Raw genomic sequence first — 13,241 nt, forward strand, 5'->3', positions numbered from 1 at the left:
AATCCACTTTTGCAAGAGTGGATTGCTTCGCGTCGCTCGCAATGAGGGACAATCAATCCAGCAACCGCCGCTCAGATTCCTTAAGCGCACGCGAAAACACTTTCGCATCATTGAAGGCGCGCGCCAGCACCAGCGCCCCCTGGATTTCCAGCACCGCATGCTCTGCCTTGCGGCGGGCGGCGCTCTTGTCATCGCCGTGACGGCGCAGTGCGGCGGCCAGTGCATCGACCCACCCGGCAAAATAGACCTTCACCTTTTCGCTAAACAGATCGCGGGACGCCCCGAGCGCGACGACGCCGACGAGACAGACCCGCTGTCCCGAACGGAAATAGTCATCCGCCGCGGCATACATGTCCGCGATGCCCTTCACCGGATCGGACGCGGTGCGCAGCGGCGCATAGATATTGTCGGCAAACCAGCGATCGATCGAGGCGAGCACTTCATTCGCCATCTGCTCTTTTCCGCCGGGAAAGAAATTATAGAGACTGCCCTTGCCGAGGCCGGTCGCATCCGAGATCAGCGCGAGCGTCGCACCCTCATACCCGTGCGCGCGGAACACTTCGGCCAGCGAAGCCAAGATGTCTCCGCGTGCAGCTTCGGTCTTTGCCATCGCAGCCCTCGCCGGCTAGCTCACTTCGGAACCGGCGCAAGGCCGGGAACATCCGCAGGGCGCGGGCCCGGCGCGGCCCAGTGAAAGCGGCGCTCGCTGTCCTTGATAGACACATCGTTGATGCTGGCTTCACGGCGCTTCATCAAGCCGTGTTCATCGAATTCCCAGTTTTCGTTGCCATAGGACCGAAACCAGTGCCCGGTATCGTCATGCCACTCGTACTGGAAACGCACAGAGATAAAATTTCGATCGAACGCCCACAGATCCTTGATCAAGCGGTACTCGTGTTCCTTCGCCCACTTGCGCGTGAGGAATTCGACGATCGCGGCGCGGCCCTGAAAAAACTCCGAACGGTTACGCCAGATGCTGTCTTCGGTGTAGGCGAGCGAGACCTTGACTGGGTCGCGCGAATTCCAGGCGTCTTCCGCCATGCGCGCCTTCTGCGCGGCGGTTTCTCTTGTAAACGGCGGCAGGGGCGGACGCGACATGGGAGGACTCCTGTTTGTACCGATAGGTACAACTTGTACCAATTAGTACAATCCGTCAAGCGCCAAGCCAAAAGATCGCAATGAAGTGAGGGAAACTCAGGCCGCGTCCTGGTCGGCTTTCATGGCGATGCGCAGCGCCTTCGGAATCGGCCGGGCGCGGCCGCCGGACACAAACGCGACCTTGACCCGCGCCTCGACCAGCACATCGTCGCCGCGCCGGACTTCCTGCGCCAGCGTGATCGACGCGCCCCGGATGTCGGCGGGCACGGTCACGACATCGAGCACGTCGTCCATCCGCGCCGGCTTGAGATATTCGATCTGCATCGAGCGGACCACGAAGGCGAAACCCGGCGCTTCGTTCTGTGCTTCCGCGAACAGCGCATGCTGATCGGCGCCGAGCAGCCGCAGATAATTGGTGCGGCCGCGCTCCATGAAGCGCAGGTAGTTGGCATGATAGACGATGCCGGTGAAATCGGTGTCTTCGTAATAGACACGCACCTGCATCACGTGCTTGCCGTCGCGGATCGATCCGTCGAGATGAATGGTCATGTTGCAGCTTTTGCGCAAAATGCCCGCCGGCGCAAGCGGCGCGCGGCGCTATGAGATGGCCGCAGGCGCGCCCAGCGTCGCGACGCTGTAGCGCGTGACCTTCAGCCGGGCCGGCTCAACCCGAACCCATAGGCTGTGGTCGAAGCGCCGAGACCGGCGATGAAACGGAGAAAATGTCGGCGTGAGATCATGAACGGTTCATCGTGATGCACCCCGTCCATGTTCATGAATTGGAGCGGAATTACGGTTCCCCGTCGTTCTCATCTCCATTGAATAGTCCGAACTGCGATGGATCGCGCGACGGCTCGGCGAGGCCGAGATGCCGGAAGGCGTGCGATGTCAGCAGCCGGCCGCGCGGCGTGCGTTGCAGATAGCCGCACTGAATCAGGAACGGCTCGATGATGTCCTCGATGGCGTCGCGCGGCTCCGACAGCGCAGCCGCCAACGTCTCGACGCCCACCGGCCCGCCGCCGTAATGCATCGCGATGGTTGTGAGGTAACGGCGATCCATCGCATCGAGCCCGGCCTTGTCGACTTCAAGCGCGCCGAGCGCATTGTCCGCAATCTTGCGGTCGATCGCGCTCGCATCCGCAGCCGAGGCGAAGTCGCGCACCCGGCGCAGCAACCGTCCCGCAATGCGCGGTGTGCCGCGGGCGCGCCGCGCGATCTCGTTGGCGCCGTCCGCCGTCATGCCGATGCCCAGCACGCGCGCACCACGGACGACGATCTTCTCCAGTTCTTCCTCGGTATAGAAATTCAGCCGGATCGGAATGCCGAAACGATCGCGCAGCGGATTGGTGAGCAGCCCCGCCCGCGTGGTCGCGCCGACCAGCGTGAATTTGGCCAGGTCAATTTTCACCGAGCGCGCCGCGGGTCCTTCGCCGATGATGAGGTCGAGCTGGAAATCCTCCATCGCCGGATAGAGCACTTCCTCCACCTGCGGACTGAGCCGGTGGATCTCGTCGATGAACAGGACGTCGCGTTCTTCGAGATTGGTCAGCAGCGCGGCGAGATCGCCGGCCTTGGCAATCACCGGACCTGACGTCGCGCGGAAACCGACGCCGAGTTCGCGCGCCACAATTTGCGCCAGCGTGGTCTTGCCGAGACCCGGCGGGCCGACAAACAGCACGTGGTCGAGGGCCTCGTTGCGCTTACGCGCCGCATCGATGAAGACCTGAAGGTTGGCGCGCGCCTGCTGCTGTCCGACGAACTCGGACAGGTTCTGCGGACGCAGCGAAGTGTCGCCGATGTCGTCGGCGCGGCGCTCGGGAGTGACGATGCGGGGCGAAGTCATGCGTCTCTCACTTTGACAATTCCTTCAGGCCCAGCCTGATGAGTTGCGCCGTCTCGGCCTTGTCGCCGGCGTTGCGCGAGGCCGCGGCTATGGCGGCGGCCGCCTGCGGCTGACCATAACCGAGATTGACCAATGCGGAGATCGCATCGGTCACAGGACGCGGGGCGCGATTCTCGTCGAGTGCGCCCGACAGATGCACCACCGCCGGATCGACCGTGCCGAATGCGGGAGTCTTGTCCTTGAGTTCGGTCACGATGCGCTCGGCCACTTTCGGGCCGACGCCCGGCGTGCGCGCCACCGCCGCCTTGTCGCGCAGCGCGATCGCGTTCGCGAGGTCCGAGGGCGGCAAGGTCGAGAGCACCGCGAGCGCCACCTTGGCTCCGACACCCTGCACGGTTTGCAGCAGCCGGAACCATTCGCGCTCCAGATCGCTGCGGAAACCGAACAGCTTGATCTGGTCTTCGCGGACATAGGTTTCGATAGAGAGCACCGCGGCTTCGCCCGGAGGCGGAAGCGCCTGCAAGGTGCGCGCCGAGCAATGCACCTGATAGCCGACGCCCTGCACGTCGAGGATCACATAGTCCTCGCCGTAGGAATCGATCAGGCCTCTAAGTTTTCCGATCATGCGCCGGCGACTCTCAGCTTCAGCATCACGCTCTGGCGATGATGGGCGTGGGTGATGGCAATCGCCAGCGCGTCGGCGGCGTCAGGCGTTTCCGGATTCGCTTTCGGCAGCAATACGCCGAGCATGACGCGGATCTGGTTCTTGTCGGCGTGCCCTGCCCCGACCACGGTCTTCTTCACCTGGTTGGGTGCATATTCCGCCACCGCAATCCCGAACATCGCCGGCGCCAGCATGGCGACGCCGCGCGCCTGGCCGAGTTTCAGGGTCGAGGCGCCATCCTTGTTGACAAAGGTCTGTTCCACTGCGGCCTCCAGCGGCCTGAAATCGCCGAGTACACGGGCAAGGCCTTCATGAATCGCCAGCAGGCGCTCTGCCAGCGGCAACGTCTCGCGGGATTCCACCGAGCCGCAACCGACATAGATCAGCCGGTTGCCGTCGATGTCGATCACGCCCCAGCCCGTGCGGCGGAGGCCGGGGTCAATTCCAAGAATGCGAATCGCGCTCGTTGCCATGCGCCGATCATACGCGAATCCGCCCCCGGCGTCCGGGGGTCACAACAGGGTCCCACGCAGGATCAGCAGCGCTGCGCTGAAATAAATCATCAGGCCGGTGACATCGACGAGGGTCGCGACGAAGGGAGCGGACGCGCTGGCGGGATCGAATCCAACCCGTTTTAATGCAAAGGGGAGCATCGAGCCTGACACCGAGCCGAAGGTCACCACGCCGACCAGCGCGGTGGCCACCGTTAGTCCCACCAGCACCCAGTGCTCACCATAGTCGTAGATTCCGAGCTTCTGCCACGCTACGACCCGCGCAAAGCCTATCGCCCCGAGCAGCCCGCCGAGAATGAGCCCCGTCGGCAGTTCACGCAGCATCACACGCCACCAGTCCGCCAGTTTCACATCATGCAGCGCCAGCGAGCGGATCAGCAGCGACGTCGCCTGTGACCCCGAATTGCCGCCCGAACTCATGATCAGCGGAATGAACAGCGTCAGGACCAGCGCCTTCTCAAGCTCGCCCTCGAAATGCTGCATGACGCTGGCGGTCAGCATCTCGCTGACAAACAGCACCGCCAGCCAGCCGCCACGTTTGCGGATCATGTCGAGAAGCCCGATCTGCATGTAGGGCTCTTCGGTCGCCGACATGCCGCCGAACTTCTGCACGTCCTCGGTGCTCTCCTCGATGATCGCGTCGATGATGTCGTCCACGGTCACGATGCCGAGCAGATGCCCGGCCTTGTCGATCACCGGCACCGCGAGCAGATCGTGCCTTGTGATCACACGCGCCACCTCCTCGCGATCAATCAGCGGGAATGTGGTGATAGGATCGTGGGTCGGGACGAGAGTGAGGATGTTCGCCGACGGCTCGCCCGAGATCAGCCGGCGCAACGTCACCGCGCCGACAAGACGCCGCGTGACGGGGTCGAGCACATAGATCGCATAAACGGTTTCGCGCGAGCGCTCGACCTGGCGGATATGCTGAAGCGTCTGCTCGACGGTCCAGTTGCCGGGAACGCTCACGAACTCCGTGGTCATCATCGCGCCGGCGGTGTTCTCCGGATAGGCAAGCAGCCCGACGATCGCACCGCGGGACACATCATCCAGCCCGGCCAGCAACTCCGTCTTCGCCGGCTCTTCCAGTTGCTGCACGATGTCCGCCGCCATGTCGGCAGACATGCCAGCAAGCAGGGGCGCGGCGACATGACGAGGCAACGCCTCGATAATCTCGGCGCCGAAATCGAGTTCAGGCTTGTCGAGAATTTCAATCGCGAAGTCCCGCGGCAGCAGCCGCACGACATCGGCGGCATCGGACGGCGGGAGCTTGTTGAGAATTTCGACGGTGTCGGCGGCGTGCTCGCCGATCAGGGTCGCGGCCAGAACAGCCGCATTGAAAGCGCCTTCCCGCGCTGCGTGGGTATCAGTCATAGCTCACCTTCAGGTTCTGCCGGCAACGGCAGCGATCGGTGAGCTGGGCGCTCTAGACCACTGGGACCGTTGTCGGCGAAATACGTGGACTGTCGCTTGGCATAGTTGATTGGTTTCCAGTGATGGGCGCCGAACGCGAACGAACGCACCCTCGCGGCTGACATGATCCCTCAGCAGGGCTGCGTCAAGAAAAAATCGTCAGGGTGCATGCGGCCCTTAAGCGCTCATCTTGGCGGCGAGCGCGTCCGAGACCTCGAAATTCGCATAGACGTTCTGGACGTCATCATGCTCGTTCAGAAGGTCGAGCAGCTTGAACAGCTTTTCGCCAGTCTCGTCATCGACCGCGATGGTATTCTGCGGCTTCCAGATCAGCGCGGCCTTGCGCGCTTCACCGAACTTGGCCTCGAGGCCCTTGGCCACTTCGCGGAAAGTTTCGGGTGAGGCATAGACCTCATGGCCGTCCTCGCTGGATGCCACGTCATCGGCGCCGGCTTCGATCGCCGCTTCCAGCATGGCGTCGTCGGAGGCGACCTTGGCGTCGTATTCGATCACGCCGACGCGGTCGAACATGAAGGACACTGAGCCGGTTTCGCCGAGATTGCCGCCGGACTTGGTGAAGTAGGAGCGGATGTCGGAGGCGGCGCGGTTGCGGTTGTCGGTCAGCGCCTCGACGATGACTGCGACGCCGCCGGGGCCGTAGCCCTCGTAACGCATTTCATCGTAGTTCTCGCCATCATTGCCGATGGCCTTCTTGATCGCGCGCTCGATGTTGTCCTTCGGCACGTTTTCCGCGCGCGCTGCCGTGATCGCAAGCCGCAGACGCGGGTTCATCGCCGGGTCCGGGGTTCCCAGCTTGGCCGCCACAGTGATTTCGCGCGCGAGCTTGCCGAACATCTTGGACCGCATGGCGTCCTGTTTGCCCTTGCGGTGCATGATGTTCTTGAATTGGGAATGTCCGGCCATAGGGGTCTCTCGAGAATCAGGGAACGCAGGCATCCTTAACGTAAGTGCCCGGCGGCGCGGCGTTATAGGCCCGGAACGGCGAAATTTAAAGGCAGATCGGCCGATTTTGGTAAGGCGGTGTGGGATGCCAGCCCGCTTGGCAGGCAAGAGTTAACCATGAGTTCATGCCGGAGTGCGATACTGCCTAGGTACTGATCATATTTCAGAGATTCCCTTATGGCGTTCGGACTTTTTCGGAAGCGGCTGCCAGAACAGGCGCAGCCGGACATTACCTCTGACGCGCCGGTAGCGGCACCGGAACCCGCTGCCGCCTCCGATCACGATTCAGCCCGCGAAATCCTTGAGCTGCTTGAGCTCGAACTGGTCGCGATGATTCGCCAGCTTGAGCGGGCCGCCAATTCCGTCGCCAGCGGCGCGCAATCCACCGCCACCACCCTGTCCGCCATCCGCCATCGCGCCGACGCCCTGACCGACCGTACCAGCGATGCACAGGCCACCGCCGAGACCTTCTCGCAGGCTGCCGAGAAGTTCACCCAGTCGGCTCACGGCATCGGCGCGCAGGTGCGTGACGCCAGCAAGCTTGCGGATGAAGCCAGCGAAGCCGCGCGCGAAGCCAGCCTCAATGTCGAGCGGCTGCGCGAGTCCTCGGCCGCCATCGGCAATGTGGTCAACCTGATCGCGACCATCGCCAAGCAGACCACTTTGCTCGCGTTGAACTCCACCATCGAAGCCGCACGCGCCGGGTCCGCCGGCCGTGGATTCGCGGTCGTGGCATCCGAAGTAAAGGCGTTGGCTGTCCAGACCCAGAGCGCCACCGAAGAGATCAAGCAGAAGATCGACGCCCTGCAGCAGGACGCAGCGACATCATTCGACGCGGTCCATCGCATCACCGCGGCCATTGATGCGATCAAGCCGGTGTTCGCGCATGTCAACGGCGCAGTGGCCGAGCAGAACGAAACCACCGGCGAAATCACGCAGAACGCCGCATCGGCATCGCAGTTCATCGCCTCCGTGAGCAGCAGCAGCGCGGAAATCGACAGCGCAGCCAAGGAAGCCGAAACCCACGGCGAAAGCGTCGCCCAGGCCGGCAAGGCCGTGACGATGTTCGCCGAAAAGCTGAAAACCCGCTGCGCGGTCCTGCTGCGCCAGAACGAAAACGAAGAGCGCAAGGCCGAGCGCATGCCGTGCCGGCTTCAGATCGAGATCGCGACCCGGCCCACCCCGATCAAGGCCGAGGTGTTCGAATTGTCCGTGGACGGCGTCCTGATCAGCGGTGCGAGTGCAGCCGCGATCCCCACCCAAGAGATCCTGAAAGCGACGCTGGAAGAGATCGGCGCATGCAGCATTCGTATCAGCGGGCATACCGCTGCCGGCGCTCTCGCTGAATTCGTATCACCCGACGCCGTGCTCAAGGACAGGATCGAGGACAAGGTCTGGAGCATCCACGACGAGTACACCGAGTTCGTGACGCGGGCGATGGAAGCCGGCGATGCCATTACCAAGATCTTCGAGAACGCCGTCGCGAAGGGCGATATCAGCCTCGAGGATCTGTTCGACGAGGATTATGTGAAGATCGAAGGCTCCGACCCGGTGCAGTACCGCACCCGCTTCCTCGACTGGGCCGACCGCGCGCTGCCCGAAATCCAGGAAGCAATGCTTGCGCGCGACGCCCGGGCCGCCTTTTGCGCCGCGATCGACCGCAACGGCTATCTGCCGGTCCACAACAAGATGTACTCGCATCCGCAGCGCACAGGTGATGTCGCGTGGAACACCGCGAACTCACGCAACCGCCGCATATTCAACGATCCGGCTGGACTCGCCGCAGGCCGCAACACCCGCTCCTATCTGATCCAGAGCTACGCCCGCGACATGGGCAACGGCAAAACCATCATGATGCGCGAGGTCGACGTGCCGATCCGCGTCCGCGGCCGTCACTGGGGCGGTTTCAGAATGGCGTACAAGATCTAAACTCCAGTTGGCGCGAAAATCGCGCAACGTCATTGCGAGGAGCGCAGCGACGAAGCACTCCAGCTTCTTTCCTGTACTCTGGATTGCTTCGCTTCGCTCGCAATGACGAGCTACCAGAAGTCCGGCACCGCGCGTTCCAGCAGCGGGCCGATCCGCACTGCGGCGACGCGTGTGGCAAGACCCGTCACATCGTCGGTCTCCACTGCAAGGCCGCTCAGTGTCCCGACCCCGTCCGCGGCCTCAAAACGTCCAGCCGGATAACCGCGCAGAAAACGTCCCAGCGGCTCTTCCTTCTGCATGCCGATCACCGACTCATAATCCCCGGTCATACCGGCATCGGTCATGTAAGCGGTCCCGCCGGGCAAAATGCGATGATCGGATGTCGGCACATGGGTATGCGTGCCGACCACGATGCTGGCGCGGCCATCGCAGAAATAGCCGATCGACTGCTTCTCGCTGGTCGCCTCGCCATGAAAATCAACCAGCACCGCATCGGCGGCTTCGCGCAGCGGGCAGGCGCTCAGTTCGCGATCAAGGATGGCAAACGGATCGTCGAACGGCTGCATGAAGACGCGGCCGATGGCATTGATCACCAGCGCGCGCTTGCCGCTCCTTGTATCGATCAGCGCAGCGCCGCGGCCCGGCGTGCCCGGCGGAAAATTCGCCGGACGGATCAGACGCGGCGCGCGATCGATGAACACCAGCGCCTCGCGCTGATCCCACGAATGATTGCCGAGCGTGATCGCATCCGCGCCGGCTTCCAGAAATTCGTGATAGATCGCCTCGGTGATGCCGAAGCCGCCCGCAGCGTTCTCGCCGTTCACCACAACGAGATCGAGTTTCCAGTCGCGGATCAATCCCGGAAGAGTTTCGTTGAGGGCCACGCGGCCGCTGCGCCCCACCACATCGCCAACAAACAGAATTCGCAAAATTATAATCTCCGCAGATCGATCAGCTCGCGTTCCGTTAGCACACAATCGAGCTGCTCGTCGTGCGGAAGTCGCGGCACGGTCTCGATTTCCTGCACTGCAAAAGCGACACCGATGACGGTAACTTTCTTGATCGCGCGAAGATTTTCCAGCGTGCGATCATAGTAACCGCGACCGTAGCCGATGCGGTGACCGGCACGATCAAATGCTGCCAACGGCACCAGCACGATATCGGGATCGACATCGTCCGCGTCCGACGACGGCTGAAAAATGCCGTAAGGTCCGCGCACGAGCCCTTCATCAGGCTGCCATTCACGAAAGATCAGCGCGTGATTGCGAGCGATGATCACCGGCAGCGCCAGCGTAGCGCCCTTGTCCGCAAGCGCGCGCATCAATGGAAACGGATCGAGCTCGCTGTTGATCGGCGAATAGCCCGCGACAATCGTACCGGGCGGCAGTTCAATCGGCAGGGGCGCCGCCGCGATAACCTTCGCGGCATCGGCACGCGCTTCCACGCTCAGTGCGTCGCGCTGCGCCAGCGCTCCGCGCCTGAAATCATCTTTCAGATTGTCGAGAAACCGGTTTCCATCCACCGCGGAGAGTCCTTGTCACCTCTCCTGCGGGGAAGAGCGCGGAGGCGAAAAGAAAGTGCGAAGCCACGATGGCCGTTGAAGCACTCGATCCCGGAGCACCTACGAAAGTAGGTGGGCACCATGTGACCGGATCCACGGATCCGGTCAGGGACAGTTCCCTGAAGGATCGATAAGGCCCCGGGGATATTATGGCTTCTGACGCGCGACGCAGCCTCGCACGGACAATGTAACCACGATCAAGGCTCACCGCCAGCGGCACGCGGACGATTAAACGTGGGTATTAACCGATTGCGATTCCGTTGCGGGCCGGGCGATTCAGCGCCTGCGTCATCTTTTCGATCCGGTCGGACGCCGAATTCAGCGCATTGGCGACCGCCGATTGCGTCGCCCGGGCACGGTCCGCGGCCACGACGCGGACGTCGCGCAGCGCATTGAGTTCTTCCTCGAGCGCGCGGATTCGCTGCCCTGCGTCAACGAGTTCGTCGGCGACGGTGAGCGCCGCCATCACGGTCAGGCGGCCGTCGCCGATCTCGCCGAACTTGCCGCGCAGGCTGGCGATGCGGGCCTCCAGGCTTTCCGCCAGCCGCAGCAGCCGGCTTTCCTGCCCAGCTTCGCAGGCCATGCGATACTGCCGCCCGTTGATGGTGACGTTGATGTGGCTCATGGAGCTTCTCCGGAATCGATCACCGAGCGGATGGTGTCGATGGCGACATCGAGGCGTTCGGCGATCTCGCGGTTGGTTCGCTCCAGCGCGCGAGAGCGCACCAGCGTTCCGTCCAGTTCGTTGGCAAGCCGCGAGCGATCGGCCCCCAGAGCCTGAATCCGCGCGCCCAGTTCATCGTCCGCGCGGTCGAACTCCCGCCGCCGCTCAACGGCGCTTTCGAGCGCATCGAGCGCCGCCGCCAGCCTGCGGGTCGCAAGTTCGATGTCACTCACCCCGGATGGGGCAGGCTCAGGATTGGCAAGACCGTTGGTACTGCGATCAGTCATCACGGAACGGACGCCCTTCAAACTCTGGCCCGGCATGAAAAGCGGCGGACCGGCAAGCATTTAGGCGGATAAATTTACGACCCGGAAGAGCCGCGCGCAACGCTGGCCGCAAGCTATGCACACAAAGCGAAAACTCAGGGCAGAAAGGCTGCAATGCCCTTGGACTCAAGGGTTTCGCGATGCTATCCACCCCCTAGAACGCTTCCCCGGCCGTGGCATTTTTGAGACATGCGGCCACTTCCCACACCGAATTTCAGGCGGACATCTCATGACTGTGCGTGTCGACCCTTCCCGTATGGCCAATGCGATTCGCGCGCTCGCCATGGACGCCGTCGAAAAGGCGAAATCGGGCCATCCGGGCCTGCCCATGGGCGCTGCGGACGTGGCCACCGTGCTGTTCACGCAGTTCCTGAAATTCGACGCCAGCGACCCGGCATGGCCGGATCGCGACCGATTCGTGCTCTCCGCCGGTCACGGCTCGATGCTGCTGTACGCGCTGCTGTATCTGACCGGCAATTCGTCGATGACCATCGAGCAGATCAAGAATTTCCGTCAGCTCGGATCGATCACGCCGGGGCACCCTGAAAATTTCGTCACGCCGGGCATCGAGACCACCACCGGCCCGCTCGGTCAGGGCATCGCCACCGCGGTCGGCATGGCGCTGGCGGAGCGCCGCATGGCGGCTGAATTCGGCGGCGACATCGTCGATCACCACACCTACGTGCTCGCCTCCGACGGCGACCTGATGGAAGGCATCAGCCAGGAAGCCATCGCCTTCGCCGGACATCTCAAGCTCAACAAGCTGATCGTGCTGTTCGACGACAACGGCATTTCCATCGACGGCGCGATCTCGCTGTCGGATTCGGTCGATCAGGTGAAGCGTTTCGAGTCGGCCGGCTGGGCTGCAGAACGCGTCGACGGCCACGATCAGAAGGCGATTGCCGACGCGCTGACCCGCGCGCAAAGGTCCGATCGCCCTACCCTGATTGCCTGCAAGACGACAATCGGCTTCGGCGCGCCGAACAAGGCGGGCTCGGAAAAGTCCCACGGCTCGCCGCTCGGCGCCGAGGAAATCGCCGGTGCACGCAAGAACCTGAAGTGGGATTCGGCTCCGTTCGAGATTCCGCAGGATATTCTCGACGCCTGGCGCGCAGCCGGATCGCGCGGCAAGGACGCGCGCACGGCATGGACCAAGACGATCGGCACCAAGGACGCTGGCGTTCGCTCCGAGTTCGAGCGCCGCATGAAGGGCGATCTTCCTGCCAAGGCCCTTTCCGATGCGGTGGCGGCGATGAAAGCCTCGCTCGCCGCGAGCCCGAAGGACATCGCCACCCGCACCGCCTCCGAGCATGCGCTGGAAGTGCTCTGCGCCGCCGTGCCGGAGATGATCGGCGGTTCCGCCGACCTCACCGGGTCCAACAATACCCGCGTGAAGGGCATGGTCGCGATCTCCGCCAACAATTACGGCGGCCGCTACGTCAACTACGGCATCCGCGAGCACGGCATGGCCGCTGCCATGAACGGTATGGCTCTGCACGGCGGCCTGATCCCGTATTCGGGCACGTTCCTGGTATTCTCGGACTACCTGCGCCCGGCGCTCCGCCTCGCCGCATTGATGGGCGAGCGTGTGATCCACGTTCTCACCCACGATTCGATCGGCCTCGGCGAAGACGGTCCGACGCATCAGCCGGTCGAGCATCTGGCGGCGCTGCGCGCGATCCCGAACTGCAACGTGTTCCGGCCCTGCGATACCGTCGAGACGCTGGAATGCTGGCAGCTCGCCCTCGAAGCGAAGGAGCGCCCCAGCGTGCTGGCGCTGACCCGCCAGAATTTGCCGCAATTGCGTCTGGCGAACGACACTGAGAACAAGTGCGCCAATGGGGCCTATGAAATCTCCAAGGCCGACGGCGAGGCGAAAGTCGCGATCTTCGCCTCCGGCTCCGAGGTCCCGCTGGCCGTCGAGGCACAGAAGCTGCTCGCCGCACGCGGCATTCCGACGCGGGTGGTCTCGGTGCCCTGCATGGACCTGCTGCTGGAGCTTCCCGCCGACAAGCGCGCCGCCATCATCGGCAAGGCGCCGGTGAAGGTCGCCGTCGAGGCCGCCATCCGTCAGGGCTGGGATGCGATCATCGGTTCGGACGGCATTTTCGTCGGCATGGACGGCTTCGGCGCCAGCGCCCCCTACAAGGACCTGTACCGGCATTTCGGGATCACCGCGGAAGCCGTGGCGGAGGCCGCGCAGGCCCGCCTTTAACCGCATTTCCGTGCGAGCCGGGACCGGTTCGCATGGCAAGAATGCGCGAAATG

General features: G+C 63.3%; 14 protein-coding genes and 1 other RNA gene. 2 read left to right on the forward strand and 13 right to left on the reverse strand.

The window, feature by feature from the left end; genetic code table 11:
- Positions 1-52: 52 nt before the first annotated feature.
- From AC1RM7_RS11565 to AC1RM7_RS11600, 8 genes are all read right to left on the reverse strand, one after another.
- On the reverse strand, positions 53-610 hold the full coding sequence (locus tag AC1RM7_RS11565; protein WP_024919832.1) for a TetR/AcrR family transcriptional regulator: 558 nt from the start codon (positions 608-610) through the stop codon (positions 53-55).
- Positions 611-630: 20 nt separating this feature from the next.
- Positions 631-1,098 (reverse strand): nuclear transport factor 2 family protein, encoded by a 468-nt coding sequence (locus AC1RM7_RS11570; RefSeq protein ID WP_024919831.1) that lies wholly within the window; start codon positions 1,096-1,098, stop codon positions 631-633.
- A 96-nt stretch (positions 1,099-1,194) separates the two neighbouring features.
- A complete protein-coding gene (ybgC, locus tag AC1RM7_RS11575) occupies positions 1,195-1,647 on the reverse strand; it encodes a tol-pal system-associated acyl-CoA thioesterase (protein ID WP_006022276.1) in 453 nt (150 codons plus the stop codon).
- Between the two features lie 241 nt (positions 1,648-1,888).
- On the reverse strand, positions 1,889-2,941 hold the full coding sequence (gene ruvB / locus AC1RM7_RS11580; RefSeq protein WP_006022277.1) for a Holliday junction branch migration DNA helicase RuvB: 1,053 nt from the start codon (positions 2,939-2,941) through the stop codon (positions 1,889-1,891).
- Between the two features lie 7 nt (positions 2,942-2,948).
- Positions 2,949-3,566, reverse strand: coding sequence for a Holliday junction branch migration protein RuvA (ruvA, locus tag AC1RM7_RS11585; protein WP_024920452.1), 618 nt, complete (start codon positions 3,564-3,566; stop codon positions 2,949-2,951).
- Positions 3,563-4,078, reverse strand: coding sequence for a crossover junction endodeoxyribonuclease RuvC (ruvC, locus tag AC1RM7_RS11590; RefSeq protein WP_006022279.1), 516 nt, complete (start codon positions 4,076-4,078; stop codon positions 3,563-3,565). The genes ruvA and ruvC overlap by 4 nt, the downstream gene beginning before the upstream one ends.
- Positions 4,079-4,117: 39 nt before the next feature.
- On the reverse strand, positions 4,118-5,491 hold the full coding sequence (mgtE, locus tag AC1RM7_RS11595; protein ID WP_006022280.1) for a magnesium transporter: 1,374 nt from the start codon (positions 5,489-5,491) through the stop codon (positions 4,118-4,120).
- A gap of 216 nt (positions 5,492-5,707) precedes the next feature.
- A complete protein-coding gene (locus tag AC1RM7_RS11600; protein ID WP_006022281.1) occupies positions 5,708-6,454 on the reverse strand; it encodes a YebC/PmpR family DNA-binding transcriptional regulator in 747 nt (248 codons plus the stop codon).
- Between the two features lie 216 nt (positions 6,455-6,670).
- Here AC1RM7_RS11600 and AC1RM7_RS11605 point away from each other — a divergent pair, with 216 nt between their 5' ends.
- On the forward strand, positions 6,671-8,422 hold the full coding sequence (locus tag AC1RM7_RS11605; protein ID WP_024920453.1) for a methyl-accepting chemotaxis protein: 1,752 nt from the start codon (positions 6,671-6,673) through the stop codon (positions 8,420-8,422).
- Between the two features lie 110 nt (positions 8,423-8,532).
- On the opposite strand, the gene AC1RM7_RS11610 is transcribed toward AC1RM7_RS11605, so the two are convergent.
- The 5 genes from AC1RM7_RS11610 to AC1RM7_RS11630 form a co-directional block, all read right to left on the reverse strand.
- A complete protein-coding gene (locus AC1RM7_RS11610) occupies positions 8,533-9,351 on the reverse strand; it encodes a TIGR00282 family metallophosphoesterase (RefSeq protein WP_006022283.1) in 819 nt (272 codons plus the stop codon).
- Between the two features lie 2 nt (positions 9,352-9,353).
- The gene (locus AC1RM7_RS11615) at positions 9,354-9,944 is read right to left on the reverse strand and encodes a 5-formyltetrahydrofolate cyclo-ligase (RefSeq protein WP_024920454.1); all 591 of its coding nucleotides are present in this window, start codon (positions 9,942-9,944) and stop codon (positions 9,354-9,356) included.
- 56 nt (positions 9,945-10,000) lie between these two features.
- A non-coding RNA gene (gene ssrS, locus AC1RM7_RS11620) (6S RNA) lies at positions 10,001-10,161 on the reverse strand.
- A gap of 63 nt (positions 10,162-10,224) precedes the next feature.
- On the reverse strand, positions 10,225-10,608 hold the full coding sequence (locus AC1RM7_RS11625) for a cell division protein ZapA (RefSeq protein WP_019195440.1): 384 nt from the start codon (positions 10,606-10,608) through the stop codon (positions 10,225-10,227).
- On the reverse strand, positions 10,605-10,934 hold the full coding sequence (locus tag AC1RM7_RS11630) for a DUF4164 domain-containing protein (protein ID WP_024920455.1): 330 nt from the start codon (positions 10,932-10,934) through the stop codon (positions 10,605-10,607). The genes AC1RM7_RS11625 and AC1RM7_RS11630 overlap by 4 nt, the downstream gene beginning before the upstream one ends.
- Before the next feature lie 268 nt (positions 10,935-11,202).
- Here AC1RM7_RS11630 and tkt point away from each other — a divergent pair, with 268 nt between their 5' ends.
- Entirely contained in the window at positions 11,203-13,188 is a 1,986-nt protein-coding gene (gene tkt, locus AC1RM7_RS11635) for a transketolase (protein WP_024920456.1), read from the forward strand.
- Positions 13,189-13,241: the final 53 nt, after the last annotated feature.

The sequence above is a fragment of the Afipia sp. GW822-FHT03D08 genome, assembly GCF_058801645.1.